This window comes from Microcoleus sp. B6-A1 (assembly GCF_036705085.1).
GTDB lineage: Bacteria > Cyanobacteriota > Cyanobacteriia > Cyanobacteriales > Microcoleaceae > Microcoleus.
This window is the reverse complement of sequence record NZ_JAUBTU010000014.1, coordinates 50,825-70,029: the sequence shown is the minus strand read 5'-3', so window position 1 is coordinate 70,029 and position 19,205 is coordinate 50,825. Positions and strand designations below refer to the sequence as shown.

13 protein-coding genes are annotated in these 19,205 nt (G+C 44.8%); 11 read left to right on the top strand and 2 right to left on the bottom strand.

The features are described from left to right. From QUB11_RS07305 to QUB11_RS07285, 5 genes are all read left to right on the top strand, one after another. Nucleotides 1-1,618 (top strand): CHAT domain-containing protein (locus tag QUB11_RS07305; RefSeq protein WP_333390159.1); only part of this gene is annotated, 1,618 nt, incomplete at its 5' end. Continuing rightward, entirely contained in the window at nt 1,612-1,824 is a 213-nt protein-coding gene (locus tag QUB11_RS07300) for a hypothetical protein (protein ID WP_333390157.1), read from the top strand. The genes QUB11_RS07305 and QUB11_RS07300, both read left to right, overlap by 7 nt. Nucleotides 1,825-1,969: 145 nt before the next feature. Continuing rightward, entirely contained in the window at nt 1,970-4,348 is a 2,379-nt protein-coding gene (locus QUB11_RS07295; RefSeq protein ID WP_333390155.1) for a dynamin family protein, read from the top strand. A gap of 6 nt (nt 4,349-4,354) precedes the next feature. Then, nucleotides 4,355-5,152 carry a hypothetical protein gene (locus QUB11_RS07290; protein ID WP_333390154.1) on the top strand — a complete coding sequence of 266 codons (798 nt, stop codon included), beginning with the start codon at nt 4,355-4,357 and terminating at the stop codon, nt 5,150-5,152. Between the two features lie 11 nt (nt 5,153-5,163). Beyond that, nucleotides 5,164-7,479: a dynamin family protein gene (locus tag QUB11_RS07285; RefSeq protein ID WP_333390152.1), complete on the top strand. Its 2,316-nt coding sequence runs from the start codon at nt 5,164-5,166 to the stop codon at nt 7,477-7,479. Nucleotides 7,480-7,853: 374 nt separating this feature from the next. Here QUB11_RS07285 and QUB11_RS07280 read toward each other — a convergent pair whose 3' ends face one another. Further along, nucleotides 7,854-8,750, bottom strand: coding sequence for an Rpn family recombination-promoting nuclease/putative transposase (locus QUB11_RS07280; protein WP_333154726.1), 897 nt, complete (start codon nt 8,748-8,750; stop codon nt 7,854-7,856). 659 nt (nt 8,751-9,409) lie between these two features. Between QUB11_RS07280 and ccsB the strand changes: the two genes are divergently transcribed. The 3 genes from ccsB to tilS all read left to right on the top strand — a co-directional run bounded on the left by ccsB (nt 9,410) and on the right by tilS (nt 12,642). Continuing rightward, nucleotides 9,410-10,477: a c-type cytochrome biogenesis protein CcsB gene (gene ccsB, locus QUB11_RS07275; protein WP_333154725.1), complete on the top strand. Its 1,068-nt coding sequence runs from the start codon at nt 9,410-9,412 to the stop codon at nt 10,475-10,477. A 238-nt stretch (nt 10,478-10,715) separates the two neighbouring features. Next, on the top strand, nt 10,716-11,141 hold the full coding sequence (locus QUB11_RS07270; RefSeq protein ID WP_333154724.1) for a KGK domain-containing protein: 426 nt from the start codon (nt 10,716-10,718) through the stop codon (nt 11,139-11,141). Between the two features lie 127 nt (nt 11,142-11,268). Further along, nucleotides 11,269-12,642 carry a tRNA lysidine(34) synthetase TilS gene (gene tilS, locus QUB11_RS07265; RefSeq protein WP_333390150.1) on the top strand — a complete coding sequence of 458 codons (1,374 nt, stop codon included), beginning with the start codon at nt 11,269-11,271 and terminating at the stop codon, nt 12,640-12,642. Here the strand turns inward: tilS and hmpF are convergent. After that, nucleotides 12,639-14,384, bottom strand: coding sequence for a pilus motility taxis protein HmpF (hmpF, locus tag QUB11_RS07260; RefSeq protein WP_333154721.1), 1,746 nt, complete (start codon nt 14,382-14,384; stop codon nt 12,639-12,641). The genes tilS and hmpF overlap by 4 nt on opposite strands. 748 nt (nt 14,385-15,132) lie before the next feature. Here hmpF and QUB11_RS07255 point away from each other — a divergent pair. The 3 genes from QUB11_RS07255 to QUB11_RS07245 all read left to right on the top strand — a co-directional run bounded on the left by QUB11_RS07255 (nt 15,133) and on the right by QUB11_RS07245 (nt 19,175). Next, a complete protein-coding gene (locus QUB11_RS07255; protein ID WP_333390148.1) occupies nt 15,133-16,344 on the top strand; it encodes an RNA-guided endonuclease TnpB family protein in 1,212 nt (403 codons plus the stop codon). Between the two features lie 359 nt (nt 16,345-16,703). Further along, on the top strand, nt 16,704-17,942 hold the full coding sequence (locus QUB11_RS07250) for a response regulator (RefSeq protein ID WP_333205332.1): 1,239 nt from the start codon (nt 16,704-16,706) through the stop codon (nt 17,940-17,942). Nucleotides 17,943-18,641: 699 nt separating this feature from the next. Then, nucleotides 18,642-19,175 (top strand): chemotaxis protein CheW, encoded by a 534-nt coding sequence (locus QUB11_RS07245; protein ID WP_333257180.1) that lies wholly within the window; start codon nt 18,642-18,644, stop codon nt 19,173-19,175. Nucleotides 19,176-19,205: the final 30 nt, after the last annotated feature.

Below are 19,205 nucleotides of genomic sequence, written 5' to 3'. Positions count from 1 at the left end.
ACCGGTATCAAATGTGCCGATCGCACCGATAATTACTCAAAATCCAGCACCGGTATCAAATGTGCCGATCGCACCGATAATTACTCAAAATCCAGCACCGGTATCAAATGTGCCGATCGCACCGACAATTACTCAAAATCCAGTGGTTGCGCCTGCTGCTGCGCCGATAAATCTCGCACCGATACCGACACCGGATCTCGCAGCCAACCAGCCAGCCAGCACAAATCGTTTATTTTCGCCTAGCTTGCAAGAGCAAAACCAGATATCTAATTCCTTGCAACAGCGCATTTCACCTCCCGCGTCCCGGAATATTGACGCTTCCAATTCGCCAACTAACCTCGGCGCCGTTATTTTTCCCGTCGAGGCGAGATTTACTAGCGAGTTTGTCGATTACCTAAGTTTGCCATCAACAACTGCGATCGCCACCCTAGAAGATGCTCAAAATACCCTCCGCGGCGTCCAACAAGCCACAGGCATCAAACCAGCTCTCATTTATATCAGCTTTGTACCCAGGGGTTCTGCAGTCGAAAGGCCTTACAGCAGTTCCCCCATCTTGCGCGTAGAACAGCAAATTCAAGCCTCTGACGAACTGGAAATGATGGTGATCACCCCGGAAGGTGTGCCCGTTCGCCAGCGCGTCCCTGGAACCTCTCGCACCGAGGTAATGGAAGCTGTTCGGAAATTTCGCGATGAACTGACTAATCCGGTAAAGCGCAACACTAAAAGTTATTTGCCATTGGCTCAGCAACTCTACCTGTGGATGGTAGCGCCGCTCGAAGCAGAACTGCAAGCTAAAGGCATTGAGAATTTATCTTTTATCTCAGATATGGGGTTGCGATCGATACCGATGAGCGCCCTGCACGACGGCAAAGGCTTTCTGGTAGAGCGTTACAGTGTTGGCTCGATGCCGAGTCTGAGTTTGACGGATACCAGCGCCGCCAATTTCAAAAATACCCAAGTTCTGGCAATGGGGGCGTCGCAATTTCCAGAGATGAGTCCTTTACCTGCGGTGGAAATAGAAGTATCGACAATCACCCCGCAGCAGTGGCCGGGTAAGTCTTTCTTGAATGAAGCTTTCACCCTGGCCAATTTGAAATCGCAGCGCCAGCAGTATCCTTTTGGGATGATTCACTTGGCTACTCACGCCGAATTTCGATCGGGAGACCCCAGCCACTCCTTTATTCAGTTGTGGGATACTAAATTGCGTTTGGATCAGTTGCGGCAAATGGGATGGCACAGCCCGCAAGTGGAAATGTTAGTTTTGAGTGCTTGCAAGACTGCTGTGGGCGATCGAGATGCCGAGTTGGGCTTTGGCGGGTTAGCCGTGCAAGCCGGGGTTAAATCGGCTATGGCGACTCTTTGGTATGTCAGCGACGAGGGCAGTTTAGGATTGATGACGGAGTTTTACGGGCAGTTAAAAACTGCTCCGATTAAAGCAGAAGCACTGCGGGAAGCGCAATTAGCGATGTTGCGGGGAGAAGTGCGAATTGAAGGGGGGATGCTGCACACTTCTGTTGGCAATCTGCCGTTACCGCCGGAGTTGGCAAACACGACGAGTCAGAATTTTTCTCATCCTTATTATTGGTCTGCTTTTAGAATGATTGGTAATCCTTGGTAATAAGGTTTGTTTTAGTCGATCGATTGTTGGCTAATTGTGCGAGAGTTCGATCGGCGGGGTTGGGGAATATGGGTATAATCGATCGCAATTTAGAGCGCTCTTTCGGCGTTTGTGCGATCGTTTCAGACCTAGATTCAGCAACGCCCGCTGATAATCTAATTGAAGATATGCCACAATCTGAAGAGCCTGTTTGTAACTTTATTTAAATAAAGTGCGAGCGTATTTTGACAGGTATGGTATGATGATGCCCTAGAGTCATAATTAAACAGTGCTGCTGTCAGCCCTCTATTAGTTGCGACTCAAATATGTTAACTAGGATACATATTCACTCTCAACACCAGTATTTAACAAATGAGTAAACAATTATACAAAGTTTTTGACGAAGTAGAATTCAAAGCTCAACTGCTTGCTAAATACTGGAATAATTTTTATACAGAAATTTCCGAGCATTTACCAGATACATATCAGCCTGAAATGCAAGAACTGTCTATAAAGTTAGACGAGGCTTTAAGCAATCTGGTTGATCAACTTCGTAATCCGACTCTGACTCTGGCGACTACAGGAACCACCAGTAGCGGGAAAAGCACTTTGGTAAATTTGTTATGTGGAGCCGAAATTGTCCCCGTAGCCGTAAGTGAAATGAGCGCAGGGGCAGTCACTATCGAATATAGCAAGGAAAAATCTCTAATAATCCATGAAACACCAGGAGCATTGTGGGAATGTGGCGAATGGAGAGGTATTACTGAAGATCGAATTTATCAACGCTTATACCAAGTAATGATAAGTTATATCGAAAACCGAGAAAAACAACCGAATTTAGCCTGTCCACAATCTACCATATTTTACCCTTTCAGGCTTGTCAAAGAGTCTCAACTGGAACTACCACAAGGAACAAGGGTAAAAATTCTTGATTTACCTGGTTTGGCCTATGTGGGCGATCGAGGTAACGCAGATGTTATTAAACAGTGCCGAGAGGCATTGTGCATAGTCACATACAATAGTGCAGAAACCGATGCACATAAAGTAAAAAGTTTACTGCAAGAAGTTGTACAGCAGGTAAAAGATTTAGGTGGTTCTCCTGCACGTATGCTCTTTACTCTGAATCGGATTGACGTTTTTCGAGCCGACAAAAATTGGCCTGAAACAGAAAATCGCTTTGTTGAAAAAGCTATACGTGATATAAAAAACGAATTGACTGAACAATTAAAAGAATATACAGAAGATATTGAGAAGTTACAGGTAATCAAACTTAGTACATGGCCGGCTCTACTAGCCCTTCAGATCCAAAATAATGATGATATCTATAGTGCTGAAGCCTGTAAAAAGGCAGACAACAATTTTAACGGATTAATTAATGAAGATATATTAGAAGTCCTGCCACGTAACGTACAGAAATGGTCGAGACACGATCGAAACCGAGTTGCTGAAGCATTATGGCAAGAATCTTATGCAGAGGAGTTTCAGCAGCACTTAAAGGAACATATTAATCAACACTTTCCACAGTTAGTAATACCGCAAGCTATAGAACGTTTTAATGTAGCTGCTGGAAATGCTGTAGCAGAGTGGGCCGTACAAACAACCACGGCCATTCTTAGCAGTTCAGAAGAACACTACCAACAGGAATGTGAAAATATATCACACATTAGGTCATCAGTTGACCTTTTTCTTCAACTTAGCAATGCAAATTTGAGGAAGCCGTTTGAAAAGATAGATGCAAAATTCAAAGAAGTCAGAGAAAAAAAGTCAGAAGAAGACCTTGTATTCTATATAGAAAAAACCTTGAACGAACTCCAGACTGTTGAACCTTACGATCAATTAGGAGAAAAATTATACCCTCTTTATGGATGGAGGAGAGAATTAAGCAGAGGGATAAATCAAGTTTTAGAAGCAGTAGTGGAGTCTTTAGAGAAGGGAACAATCATGTTAGAAAACCCCTATTTGAAAAAAGCAAATGCTTCAAATGTCAATTTGTTGGCAAACAACTTAAACCGATTAGTTAAGTTAGGCTATACTGCCTCTGTTGCTAAGAACGGTGAAACAAGAGAAGCAAGAACAAATGAGAATAAAGATAAACTCAAACAACTCAATGAAGAATTAAACGAACTGTCTATCCATCTTAATCTAGTCATAGAGGATGTTTTACAGCAAATTTCTCGCCAAGAAATAGATAGAATGTACCAGGCAGTTGCAGAGCTTTTTAATTGCCATTTATCCCATTTAGAAAAGGGAGCAAATAACAGAGCACCTAATATAATAGTTAGACTTCCTGAATCTCAACTTAACCAAGTGAAGAATCAACTATCATTAAAATTAAATTTTGAATCGGGCTTTGAAATTACACCGGGAACTTGGAAGGAAGAAACTAGAAGTTTTTTTCACTGGTTTTGGATTGTTCCAAAATATAATGACCGCCCTAGTGATAATGCTAAAATCCCTAGCATAAAAAGTTTATTTGAAGGCTGGAGAGATCAGGCTGGAAAACCACAGGTAGAAATCGTCGAACAAATCGTGCAGTGGCTACTAGAGCAAATTGATTGTCTAAAAAAGAATGTAGATAAAATTCATAACGATATTCTTGACCGTTATCAAGCTAGACTTGATAAAGCCAACCAAGAAATTACTTTAGATTATGAAAAGAAAAGGAATGTTTGGGAACCTATCCAGCAAAAAGCCCAAAATATTGCAGAAGAATTTTCCAGCTTGGGAATATTATTAAAAGAGGAGTCCTAAATTCAAGTGACAAACGAAAACCTCGAAAATCTCTATGATATTGATCTTCTTGTAAATAAGGTACGCCCTCACATACAAGTAAAAAAAGGTCTTTTATATAAAGCCATTCAAATCATAGTTGGGGAAGAAGAATCACAAACCCCAGAGCAAACGCAGAAAATATGTGATTATTTCGGTATAAAACCCAATACCGATAGTTCTGAAGACATTAAAGATGTCCTTAAAATCTGGTCAAAATTATTAGATAAATCTTTGAAAAAAGGAGTAAATATGGACTGGTTCATTAGCAAAATCTCAGAATTAATAAATCAAGTTTCATTTCTTAATATAGAGTGGATTATTTTTGTAATAGCTTGCATATTAGTTGCAGTTTTTTTTGGGAAGAAATATGACCTACAAGCAGGAAAAAATCAAATTACTGCAACAAAAATTAATCCTGCACGTCCTGCTGAATTGTGCCTTGTCGTTCCAGCATCTATTGCCAATGCTGTAAAGGATTCACAATTGTTAAGTAAAGATCATCTAATTACCCTAATTGATCAGGCCTCTTATTTTCTATGTACTGATTTTAATACTGCTGATTCAATCCAGGAACAGTTAAACATGGCATCTGATGAAAATATTCAACCGGATAGTAGACGAGAAGTTTATATCAGAATCCATATTAATAATGGTGGTAACATGATCGATCAAAAGATGCCTTACTATTTAAAAACAAATCTCCCTGAAAATGTGCAGGGTAGTGTTAAGAAATTGGTTTGTCTCAAAAATCTATCTGGATTAGAAAATTTTAACCATATTTAAGGCTCAAAAAAATGGATTGGAAAACAGCATCTTCTTACTATGAGGCTCGTCTTAGCGACGCTCTAAACGTGCAGCGACACGCGCTTAACTTGGCTATGTTACCCCAAGCTGAAGTTCCGGCTCGATTAAAAGAGGTACTTTTACAAGAAGCAGAACCAACTCGCCGCCAACTCGAAAGACTTAGAAAGCGTGAGTTTCGCATCGCTGTTGTCGGGCTAGAAAAAGCCGGAAAAAGCACATTTATTAATGCTTGGCTAGAATGCGATTTACTTCCAGCGAAGGGAGGAAGGTGTACATTTACAACCACCCAAATTTATTCAGTTGAAAATGAGTCCGAACAAAGGCTGGAAGTACAAGCGAGAACTGAAGAAGAGTTTCTCAATTTGCTAAAAGAACTTGAGAAAGTAGGGGCGAAAGAAGACCTAAATACTATAAGAATAAACGAAATAACTTTACAACAGGTAAAAAAAGAAGGTAATCTCACTTTTCCCTTTACTAGACTAGAAGATATTAGAGAACCGCTAAAGAAGTATGTAGCCGATGAAAAGTATGCTCACGCTGTTTTAGAAGCTCGACTTTATACTAACAAACTTGCTCAAGCTGAAGGTATCGTTTTTTATGATGTTCCGGGTTTAGATTCTGGTTTAGCAAAGCACGTTGATGAAGCACAAGAGATGCTGTCTGACTGTGATGCTGTGATATTGGTACAGCGGTTTACTAGCCTCCGAGAAAAGGAACTAGAAATAATAAAATTTACAGAACTTGGTGATAAAAACGTCACCGTTGCTGATAAGCTTTTTGTATTTTTAAGTCGGATTGATTCATTAGGTAGTGCAGAGGCGCTTAAAACACATATTGAAGAAGCATCTCAAGACTGGTTAAAGCGTGCAAAGCTTCCACCTGAACGCATTGTATATGGTTCTGCCGGAGCCTATCTAATTTTGAATGGTTTAGCAGGAGAACAGACTAAGTTAGAGATTGGGGATGCAAGTAATATCGAAGCTCAGTTGAAGAGACTGACTGGAATTACCGATGACGAAACTCTGAATAAAAATGGTACTGGAATTCCAGAAATTAAGGAAAAAATATTTAACTATATCAACACTGAGCGTGTCTCGATTTTAAAGAAACGATGCGAAGCGTCTATCAATAAGATTTTCAGCAATTCGGAACTGATTTATATTACAGTCAGCAAAAAGTATCCAGAAAATCCTGAAGAAGCCAAGCTATTTGAAGAAAATAATCGGCGGGTTTTCTTTACCGAATGGTGGAATCAAAAATGGGAAACAATCAAAGCTGATTTACAAAAATACTATGAATATTCTGTTGTAAACAAATCCTTAGATAGTTCTAATGCTAAGTCATTCACTCAAATAGAAAAATTTAGAGAACGATATTTACAAATCGTTGACAATGAAATGCAGAAACTCAGGGAGGAAACATTTAAAAAGAAAGATACTATCTTTCTTGCTAACTCCAATCCAGAGTTTGACCGCATGAAAGCCAATTTTGCTTGGCGTGATGATTTGTACGGTGATATTAGTAAGCTTCTCTCTGCAATTGCTCATCAACTTGCTTTAGAACTTAAGGATGAAGCATTAAAATTAGTTGAATATATGACAAGTTTATTATGGGAAAGTAATCAAGTAAAACCCAGGCTCATTGAAAATTCAGAGGAATATTTTTTAGCAAAACTAGAGAATAGCTTAAGCGTATTATTTTTACGCTTTGCACGTCCAGTGGCTGAAGCGCTGATTCGCGGCCCAGTTAATAGTGATACTCGAAATAAAATAATCAAAAGTTTAGGGGTAGATATTGAAATTATTGATAACTACTATAGTGGGGAAGAAGCTGCATTTAGGGTTCTCAAAAAATATGTAAAATATGGTTCAGATTTACTATTTAATTCGGAGATTCGGCAACAAGTATTAGGAGTTACAGGAATAGCAACACAAATTGCTGGGGTAGCAGCGCAAATAGTGGGAGATTTTTCTAAGGACATAAAATCGCCACAAGAAGAAGCTGTAGTTTTTGAGGTAGGAAATGATATTAGTGCCTTTGAAGAATACTTAATTTATGCAATTTTCAGTGCGGCTGGTTTTGAGTCATACTGTATTCAAGAACTGAAGGGTTTAGTTGATAGTTTCCGAGACAAAGAAGGTACTTGGACTGGCGTTGCTCTCAATGAGTGGTTGCAAGGAAATCCAATTCTGTTTGCTGAAATACCTGATAACTTGAAGTCACAAGAATCGAATTTAGAAGTTAGCGAACGATTGAGGCAGTTATCTATTGCTTTAAAAAGAAGTCGTTCGCCGGAGGTACTGTGAGGGACTGAAACTACAGGAAAATAGACCTTTTGCAAAAGTCCTTTTAATGAAATTTTAGGACGGACTCTCCGACCCATCCCACAAAAATCATCTTTTCTTGTGGAATGGGGCGGAGATCCCGTCTTAGCTATTTTTTGCAAGAGGTCTAATTTAACATAAGTCTGCAGGTTCGATCGCCCAAAACATCTTCCCCCATCATCAATCCGCTTCTAATCCGCCGCAATCATCCCCGATCGCACCCTGAACATCCTCTCAGCAACGGCGGATGAACCAAAAGAACCCTAAAACCCAGGAAATAGAGGGGGGGTACGTTTGATGTGTTGGTGCGCGCAAATGGCGCGATCGCCCCCTCAAGTGCAATTCCTAACCTCGTATCAATCTCCCTGCGGCAAATTCTCCAGCCAAACCTCTAAATCCTCGATCGACTGAAAATCTAACAATTCCTCTGCTAGAGTTTCAATTTGCTCGATCGACAAATCAGCAATTCTAGTCGTGATAGATTCCGGTAATGTTCCAACTCGCCGATTTAACAGACGGCGATTTAACTGACGTAAAATCAAGGCTCTTCCTTCTTGTTCGCGGCCTTGCACAATGCCTTGTTCAATGCCTTGCTCAAGGCCTTCTTCCTTTGCTTCCCGATAAAACCGAGTTTCCTCAAGCGTAATCCCTAACATCGCCTCTGCCTCCCTTCGGTTCAAATTTGTAAACTTGTAAACCAGTATTGTCGTCAGCATCTCTATTATGGCGCGACTCGCTGCCTCAGATTCCTCCCGCTGCGATCGCGCCAGCAACAATCGCGCCGCTTCCGGCGTACTCGCTTCGTCGATCGTCGTCAAAGCCATCAGCGCCACCCCCAGCGGCAACTGTTCAAGATCCCCCAACTCATCCAAATATACGCGATGCACCTGATTGCAGTTCAAGAGCGATCTATACGGATGCGTGTCTGATTGTTCAGTCGATCGACTCGGATAAATTACCACCGCTTCCCAATCTGTAAATCGTTGACGGTTGCGATAAAAATACAAAAACGACTCACCAAACAATCGCTCATAAAGCAATTCATCCCGCTGAAACTGCACCTCACAGAAATATACAACTCCAGGCTCAGCATCCGGCGGCAAAAACACCCCATCAATTTCAAACTTCGGTTCCTTCACCGCAACGGAGTCAAATCGATACTGTTCCGCATTCGATGGTGACTCTTCCAATAGCTCAAACAGCAGCGTCGGAGCTTCTTGAAATAACTTGTAAAATATAGAATCTCGACGCATTAACCCAACATCTCCTCTAACCTATGAAAATGCTCGAACCGTCAGTCGATTTTAGATTTTAGATTTTAGATTTGACTCGCCTTGATAAATCTGGGAGATTGAGCTTTAGTCTAAAATTTGGGGAGTATCCACAACCATTGTCCGGGGCTTCCGTTTTTTTGCTGGTTGCAAAAACAGCAAATGGGTAATCAGCTCAATCAATTCTAAAGGATTCCAGATAGCCCCAGAACAAAAAACATCCTATATTTTCAGTCCTAGACGCACTCCCGACAAAGAAACGGGGTTTTTTACTTAATCTCTGGGTAAAAACGAAGGATTTTCCTAAAACCAGGTTTCGGGCCCCATCTGCGTAAGTCCTAATTTTGTTAATCGGCGATCGAATTTCGCGCATCAGCATTCCGTGTTTCCTTACTTGGAACTCGTCCAACCTCAAGCCCTCAGCCAGAATCCACAAGCGTGACTTGACGGGGAGACACTCGTCTGGTGGGTCAATAGTAGCTTGTTTGATGCGTCCGCGCGATCGCCCACTCGCACCTCAACAACCGCCAACCACTCATAATTGCCACAAAAATTCAAAATCCCAAACCCAAAACTGCCCAACCCCAGTACGATCGATCTAGTTAGCAAAAATAAGTAAAAACACTACCGGAGTAATTTTTATGGATCTGGTCGTACTCCAGAACTGGCTGGACAACATCTCCTTTGCCGTTTTGTTCTCAACAATGCTCATTTACTGGGTTGGCGCAGCATTCCCCGGCATTCCCTACCTATCAGCCCTAGGAACCGCAGGAATGGCCGTCGCCAACCTATCCATCGCCGCTTTACTCGGTTCTCGATGGATAGAAGCCGGCTACTTCCCCTTAAGCAATCTCTACGAATCCCTATTTTTCCTAGTTTGGGGAATCACCGCCATCCACCTAGTCGCGGAAAACATGAGCCGTTCCCGCTTAGTAGGAGTAGCCACATCCCCCGTAGCAATGGCAATATCCGCCTTTGCAGCCCTGACTCTGCCCGCAACCATGCAATCTGCAGAACCCCTAGTACCCGCCCTCAAATCAAACTGGCTGATGATGCACGTTAGCGTCATGATGCTCAGTTACTCAACTTTAATGGTAGGATCCCTGCTGGCGATCGCATTTTTGATCGTCACCCGCGGCCAAAAAATCGAACTCACGGGTAGTTCCTTCGGCACCAACAGCAACCGCAACGGCAACTACCGCCTCCAACGCCCACAAAACCCCGAACCTCAAACCGAAACAGTCGCCGACAGCGCCTTAGCTTTCAGCGAACCCTCTTTCAACTCCAACAATAACGGTTTGGGAACCACCGCAGTCCTTGAATTAGCCACCGTTCAAACCCCATCAACCGCCCCAACTCAAACCGCAGAACTTCTCTCGCCCCAGCGCTTGAATCTAGCAGAAACTCTTGATAACATTAGCTATCGCATCATCGGTTTAGGATTCCCCTTACTGACAGTTGGCATTATTGCCGGTGCCGTTTGGGCTAACGAAGCTTGGGGATCTTACTGGAGTTGGGACCCGAAAGAAACTTGGGCGCTAATTACTTGGTTGGTATTTGCTGCCTATCTGCACGCCCGCATCACTCGCGGCTGGCAGGGAAGACGCCCAGCAATTTTAGCCGCCACAGGTTTTGTGGTAGTTTGGATTTGCTATCTAGGCGTTAATCTGTTAGGCAAAGGTTTACATTCCTACGGTTGGTTTTTCTAATTCCCGATCCACCAATGGGTCACAGAAGAACAGGATAAGTCAAAGAATCGGGATTAATATCATCTCCGCTTGTAGGGTGGGCAATTCCCACCTTACTCAACCAGCGAGATTATAATAATTAACTCCCTCTTCCTTCTTCCCTTTTTTTACCCGATCGCAAAGTCGAAGGGTCTTCTTCCCTCTTCCTTCTTCCTTCTTCCTTCTTCCTTCTTCCTTCATTAAAATAAGGACAATTAATATGGACGAATCGCCAATATTTCCCCAAGAAGACGATGTTGTGTCTGCTCCGACCAGCGCTTTGATGTATCAATGTACATTCAAAGTCAGCGAATTTATGGCTATTATGCAGTCAAAATTGGTAGACGAAAAATTATTCTCAGACGGCCTGGATTGCGAGCTATTAAGTGCTGGCAAAGACTGGACTAAAGGAAAACTTAGAATGCGTCTGGAGTTCATTCCGCTCGAACCTGAAATCAAAGAGCAAAAAGCCCTTCCTGCCGCTGCCGAAAGATCTGACACCGTGCAAAACTACGCCGTAGATAGCTCAAATCAAACCGATATAGATGAGCCATTAAATCAATGTGACTCAACAGAAATAAATAATCATTTTCCTATTTCTAGGTATCCAGACCGCGACCCCCAAAGTATAGGAATGTGGAGCTAAGCTGCTACTTAGTGCAGAGGGAAAGGAGGAAAATTTTTTAATTTTTAGTTCAGAGTTTTGAGTTGAGGAGCTTAAAACAGCATCCTTCCTACAACTGTCAACTGTCAACTGTCAACTGTCAACTGTCATGGCTGAATCTTCCAATTGGACGCACCTGCACGCTCAAGTTCACCGGACGCTGCTGCAGCGACAAATATTGCCATCAAATCAGCGATTGTTAGTAGCAGTATCCGGCGGCCAAGATTCTCTGTGTTTAATTAAATTACTGCTAGATTTGCAGCCAAAATGGGGCTGGAATCTAGCGATCGCACACTGCGATCACCGTTGGCGTTCTGACTCGCAAGCGTCGGCTAATCATGTAGAACTATTAGCTAAAAACTGGGGAATATCCTACTATTTGGAAACAGCCTCGGACATTTCCAAAACAGAAGCAGCCGCCAGACAGTGGCGATATGAAGCTTTAACCGAAATTGCGATCGCCCACAACTACCCCTACATTGTTACAGGCCACACCGCCAGCGATCGCGCCGAAACACTCCTCTACAACCTGATTCGCGGCAGTGGCGCCGACGGACTTTCTGCCCTCACCTGGACACGGCCCCTGCTCGATTCTCGATTGCCGATTGCCGATTTTAGATTGGGGAATTCCGGCGAAAATCCTAACTCCCAAATATCTGCCGATTTTAAATTGGAAAATCAGGATGAAAATCCTCAATCTAAAATCCAAAATCTAAAATCTAAAATCGGTAGATTGGGGAATTCCGGCGAAAATCCTAACTCCCAAATATCGGTCGATTTTAGATTGGAAAATCAGGATGAAAATCCTCAATCTAAAATCCAAAATCTAAAATCTAAAATCGGTAGATTGGGGAATTCCGGCGAAAATCCCAACTCCCAAATATCGGCCGATTTTAGATTGGAAAATCAGGATGAAAATTCCCAATCGAAAATCCCAAATCTAAAATCTAAAATCTATTTAGTTCGTCCCTTGCTCGAAATAACTCGATCGCAAACAGGTCAATTTTGTCAAGAGCAAAAACTACCCATTTGGGAAGATTCCACAAATCAAGACTTGCAATATACTCGCAACCGGATTCGATCGGAATTATTGCCTTATTTGGAAACTCATTTCAACCCAAAAGCCCAACAAGCCCTAGCTCAAACAGCCGAACTCCTCCGCGCCGACGTAGAATATCTCGAACTTGCAGCCAGCGACTTGCTACAGCGAGCAATGTCTCCCATTGCAGACAGCCTGCTGGTGGATTTTCAACTTCCCGTCAAGTTAAATCGCCCGATTTTGCGCGAAGCACCCCTGGCCTTGCAGCGACGGGCAATGCGGCAACTACTGCAACAAATATTGCCTTCGGCGCCCAGTTTTGAAAGCGTAGAAAAACTAACCAGCTTAATCGTAGCGCCCAACCGATCGCAAACCGATCCATTTCCTGGAGGAGCGATCGGTCGAGTCGAACACCCTTCGATAATTTTAGATATTAAATTTTAAGCTGAGAGTAAACCCGAAAGGACTTGCCGCAACTCGGAAACTACCCGATCTTGCTCGTCTCCCGTCTCCTGCACCCGATCGAGTTCCCCCGCCACCGCTTCGAGCTTTTGGCGTAGCGCAGTCAAATTGTCCTGCACCGGCTGCAACATTTCTTGATAAACATTCACCCTGCCCCAGAGTTGCGCCACTGCACCTTTCTGGTTGAACAAATTCTGCTCTAACTGCTTGAGTTCGTAGCGTTTCGCTTCACTTTCCCCATTTTGGCGGTTGACATTTGCCTCAATTTGGGATATGGCTTCCCGCACCTGCTGAATTTCGTTTTCCAGTCTTTGCAATTCTTGGCTTTGCTGCTGCCGCTGAGTATTGAGCTGTGCGACAATCGGCGCCAAATCAATATCTCCTCGCTCTTGTTTGGGAGCATTAGCAGTACCCAGCCGCCGCCACAGCACCGCCTGATGCTGCTTTAAAACATCTTCCCGTTCCTGCAACCGGAGGCGCTGTCCCACCAGAGTTTCGTTTAACATCTGATAACTTTCGAGTTCATCTGCCATTTCATTTTCCAAAGCCATGCGATCGTACTCGGTAGCAGCTTGAATTTTCCCTTGCAGCTCCTCGATTGTCTCCCGCTGCAGAGTCAACTCCTCCTCTTGATCGTTAACAAAGCGGAACACCTTTTCCAAATCCTGTTGCAGGTGTTGCACCAGCCCCTGTAACTCGTCAACCGGCATCTTCTCCAAAGCTGACACATCTACTTTTTGCTCCGTACCCGCAGTACCCGAAGCAGATGCGAGCCTGGAAACTTGCTGGTAAAGATCCTCAACAGCCCGCACCTGCAAAGACACGGACTGAGCCTGATCCTGCTTAGCGCTGAGGGTACTTTGCTGCCCTTTAAGCTCCGCCCGAGCCCCGGCCAAAGCTTCTTGAGATTGGTACCACTCTTGCCAGCGGTTTTGCAGGCTCTGATTTTGTCTATCGACCTCTTCTTGTTGCTGTTGAGCTATGCTCTGTTTTTGCTCCAACTGCTGCCAGTGCTGATCCAGAATTGCCTGTTGAGCGCCCACGGCACCAAGAGACTGATTCATTTGTTCCCGCACCCCTTGGGCCGAAGCAATTGCCCCTCCCAACTTCTGCATCAACTCCTGAATCCTCTGCGTCTGCTGCTCATCAATTACTGCCCCCTGCGGAACCTCAGACTGCTGCTGGGCCACCCGTTGCTGCTCGCCCCGCAACTGTTCCCAAGCCGTCTCTATTTCCACGCGACTGCGATCGACTTCTTCTCGCAGTCGGTTAGCTTCATCTCGAGTATTTTCAATTTCCGAGCGCTGAGCCTCCAGTCGCTCCAACTCCTCTTCCATTTGAGCCAACTGCTCTTCGCGGGCTTGCATTTCCATTTCCCGGCGATTGAGTTCCTGACTCGAAAACGTCAGAGAAGCCTTCCACTGTTCAATTTCCTCTTCCTTATCCTTAAACTTGTCCTGCAATCGCGAGAAATTTTGCAGAATGCTCACCAACTGGCGGGCCGCCTCCTGAATCCGCTGCACTTGCTTGCTAGCGCTCAACTCAACCAGCACCAGCGTGCCGTCGTTAAACTTATTAGCTTCCTCAACTGGGATCGCGTCATCGCCTGGTACGGCGCTCCAGTTATGTTCGCCCCGCTGACAAGCTAGCAGTTTCAGTTCAGCCTTACCGCCACCGAGACCAAAGCCGCTTCTCTGTTTTTGTACTTCCGCTAGATACAGCACACTAATAGTCCTCTGCTTCGTAAAACCTATCCCAACTTACTTTAAGTTACTTAAAGGCCTAAAAGATAAGTGGTGTTTACTTCCTACGCTGTTGGGTAGACGGCTAATTCCAACATAAGTAGGCTATCCCCCTTAAGCCAAAGGTTCTTGACTAAACATAACACTGCGTGTGATCTTTAGTCAACTTACCTAAAGTAAATAAGTATAGGCAAGTAAGGATAACTTTTTGCCACTTAAGTCTTACTCTTTGGTGTCCTTTGCCCAATCCGGGGATAGCATTTTTTCCTAACTTTTCTTCAGCACTAACGCATAGCACGTTCTCACGGGAGAGCCTCCAGAAAGCACGGCCGCCGCCCTCCTGGACGAATGAGACAGCAGTATCAATGCCGCTTGATTCAAGACTAGCTCTCACTGCGGGGACTGCCATAAGCCAAAGGTGAAAAAGGTCAGTCCGTCAAAAACTTTCTATTGATTGTACCAGGCTTTAGTTGCGGCTCGATCGTCAGAAAAGCCATCGCTGCCCCCAAGCGGACGTCATCCTCCGGCGGACTAGGGATTTGAACCGCGCTGCCTTAGAATAGGGTAATGACGCGAGCCTATGACCCTCGCGGAGGGCGAGCAAAAAGGTCGATCGGCACTGAGGGTGAGAAACTGTAACCAAAATCCTACTCACCTCTACTCATTCCTTCTGAAATGAGTAGGGATTGAAGCAGTATATAGCGTAATTCAAAGCGATAGAGAGGTAAAAATGCTGTTAGGCTTCAAAACCGAATTGAAACTGAATAATCAACAGCGCACATTGTTAGCCAAGCATTGTGGAGTAGCGCGTCATGCGTGGAATTGGGGATTGTGGTTGACCAAAAATATACTTGACCACAATAAAACCAACGAGAGTGAAAAGCTCAAATTTCCCACAGCTATTGACTTGCACAAACTGTTAGTAGCTATGGTGAAATCAAAAAATCCTTGGTACTATAGCAATCCTAAATCATTTGTAAAAATATGTAGGGGTAGTGCCCCCGTGCCTACCCCAGCCAAGGCGGGGCAACCACGGGGGGTTTGCCCCTACAAGAATTACACGAATCATTTAGGATTGCTATATGAATGCAGCAAGTCTACACCGCAGCAAGCATTAATGGCATTGCGCGAAGCATGGAAACGGTGTTTTAACAAGACTGGGGGAGTGCCGAGATTTAAGAAGAAAGGGCGGCGTGACTCTTTCACGTTAGAAGGCGCAGTTAAAATCTTGGGTGACAATAAAATTCAAGTTCCTGTTATTGGCATTCTGAAAACTTATGAAAGATTGCCACAAGTATTAACCAAGTCTTGCACGATATCCCGTCAAGCCGATAGGTGGTTTATCAGCTTTCGGTTTGACGCCAAACAGCAGGAATCAGGCAATACAAGCATTGTAGGAGTTGACCTCGGCATTAAAGCATTAGCTACTCTCTCAACAGGTGAAGTAATTGGTGGCGCAAAATCATACAAAAAATATGCAGCCAAAACGTCAAGAATGCAATGGCTAAACCGCCATAAAGTTATCGGTTCAAGCAACGGTCAAAAAGCGCAAGTCAAGATAGCGAGACTGCATAGAAAAATAGCTAACATACGTAAAGATACGTTACACAAGTTGACGACATTACTTGCCAAAAACCACGGTGTAATTGTCATAGAGGATTTGAATGTAAGCGGAATGATGGCTAATCATAAGTTGGCTGGGTCTGTTGCTGATCTGGGATTCTTTGAGTTTCGGCGCCAGTTAACCTACAAATGCGAGTTGTACGGTTCAAAGTTGGTAATTGCTGACCGTTGGTTCCCGTCCAGTCAAACCTGTTCTAAATGTGGAACAAAAAAAGAAACACTTTCCTTGAGCGAGAGAGTGTTTGAATGCTCCCATTGCGGATTGGTGATTGACCGTGACTTAAACGCCGCAATTAATTTGTCAACAACCGTCAGTTAGGCGGGGCTCGTGCCTGTGGACTGGTGAGTGCCGACACCGCCAGGATGAAACAGGAAGTAAGCTTCACAATACTACTGAGTAGACTTGTCTAGTCATGAGTAGATGTGAGTAGGTCTTATGTAACGCAATACTAAGGTGAAACTCTACACTTAGAGAATGCCGCGAGTTTCGCGGTTTCAGCTTGTGGACTGGTAGCGCCGCGGAGGAGTGGCAGCAAGTATCGCCCTTTCGTCAATTCCCAATTGTGAGATCAGCATCAGCGCGTAAATTATTGACGGAAACTAAAGTCAATCTTTTCGCCAGCACACAGTCTTTCCGAGCTCAGACGCCAACGGTTTTAAGGAGGATACTTTAGCTGCATGCAGGGAAATTTGAGTGAAATAGACATCCGCAGCATCCTGCAATTGATTGAGTTAGGTCAGCGAACCGGAGAACTGTTCGTAGAGGCCTACACCTCCACCGGCAGCAGCACGGGTACTCAACCTACCCCGCGCTCCCTTGCAGGACAATCCTGGTATGTCTTCTGCTTCAACGGTCAGATTATTTACGCTACCCAGAGTGCGGGCAGTTTGTTTCGCTTGCGCGACTACCTGCGCCGCTACAAAGCAGATACCGCCCTCGACAAAATCCAAGTTCCCTATATGGCATCTACCAATGCCCCAGAATACGGCTACCTATGGGCCCTGCTCGAAAACCACATCCTCACCCCAGCTCAAGGGCGCAACATCATCCAGAGCATGATCCACGAAACCCTATTTGACTTGCTCAGTCTCCACCAGGGTTCCTTCACTTTTGAAATGGGCCCAGCTTTGGCTCCTCAACTGACCAGCTTAGAAATTAGCTCCCTGCTGGCAAAGATTGTCAAACAGGTGCAGCAGTGGAAGCAGTTTCACCCTCACATTCAGTCGCCCAACCAATGCCCGGTGATTTCCGACCCCTCCGAGCTGCGAGTCGCACTGCCTGTCAATACCTTTAATACTCTCAGACGCTGGGCCGACGGGCACACTTCCATCCGCCAAATGGCGCGCTACCTCAACCGAGACGTGCTCACTGTCGCTAAGGCGATTTATCCATTTGTGCAGCAGGGATTGGTGCAAGTATTTTACGAACCCTCTGTGGCCCCCACCAACAACAAAAAAGAATGGTCGTCCCTAGAAACCAAGGTTCCCAGAGTTGTCTGTATAGACGACGACAATACTATTCGCAAAACAGTCGAGTCAATTTTAAATGAACACGGTTACGAAGCTACTACGATCGGCAATCCCCTCCAAGCATTGAGTTTGGTGTTTCCACTCAAACCCGATTTAATTCTGTGTGATATCGCCATGCCGGAACTCGACGGCTACGAAATTTGCGCTATGCTGCGTAGTTCTAGCGCTTTCCGGCAGACGCCGATCGTGATGCTGACGGGCATCGACGGATTTATCGACCGCGTTAAAGCCCGCATGGCGGGAGCTACAGACTTTTACACCAAACCTTTTGGTGAAAGCGAGTTATTGATGCTGGTAGAAAAATATGTGGGTCCGGGCTACCCTCGGGTCAATCTCTCAGAAAGATTATTAGACCGATCGCTAGAAGACCAATTAGAAGAAAAATAACTTTCGCACCGATGCCATGATGGGAGCTTTTTTGTACCTGCGGTTAGATCAAGTCTCGGCCGCCACAAAGAGAAAGCTCGCGGGCACTATTGGCGATCGCACCATAAACTAGAATGTATTAATCCGCGCGCTGGCATAAGGGCGTCGGTAAAACTCTGTTCAATTTCTAGACCCATGTGGGTCTAACACGCTCAAAGTGCAAATATAATATACTTGTTCTCCACTTGTAGCCGCTCCGAAAAACTGATGTACAGAGCTACTTATGGCTAGGTATTTCTGTACAAAGTCAGAGAGTCCAATTCTCAGTCTTAAGTGACTCCGTTGATGATTGTCGCGACACCAGCCATGTCAACAAATCCTCGCTAATCCGAGTATCGGTTTAGCATTCATCGCAGAAATTACCTAGAGTTTTACCAATTGAGACGGCGGTGGGAGTACAAAGTGAAGCTTTAGGGGTTTCAAATTAATTGTTCGTAGTCGATTTGAGCTAATTTGCCAGCAAAAGTCGCGCGAATTTATTGATGGCAGTCAATTATTGACGGAGCAAATTTATTGCCCAGCACCTCCGGCCGTCGCGCCATTCACCCCTTGGCTGTGTCAAGCTTGGCTGTGTCAAGTTTCGACCATCGAAGTTTCGATCCGGTTCTTCTTGGCGGGAAACCTCAACAATTTGCTAGAAATGCAGGTGTCAGAATTATGATTAGCGGTAGCCCAGACTTTATATTACCAGGACTAGGCGTAGATCCGGCTCCGGAATTCCAAGAACTAGAAACTCCCGAAGGCGAGCTGCACCTGCGGTTCTTCGTTCCTTCGGGGAACGAGTTCGCACTGCCGGCGACAGGGATTAGAGAGGTACTATCCCCGTCCCCAGACCGCATGACACCGATCCCCAACGTTTCCTCTTTGCTTTTAGGTACGCTAAATATGAGAGGACGAGTGATTTGGGTGGCAGACCTCGGCCAATTTCTGGGAGACCAAACACCTCTGAACACAGATAGACCCGAAATCCCGATCGTGGCTGTGGAAGACCAAGACACGATTTTGGGGCTGGCAGTCGATCGAATTGTGGGGATGGACTGGCTCGACGTAGAGCAACTGCACTCTCAGAACAATGCACCAGACGGCATGATTCCATTTCTGAGGGGAGAATGGATATTAGGTGCACAAGCGACTAAAGTGCTCCGACTGCTAGATCAAGTGAAAATTCTGCGCTCGGCGCGGTGGGCAGCGTGAAATCGATTTTAGATTTGCGATTTGCGATTT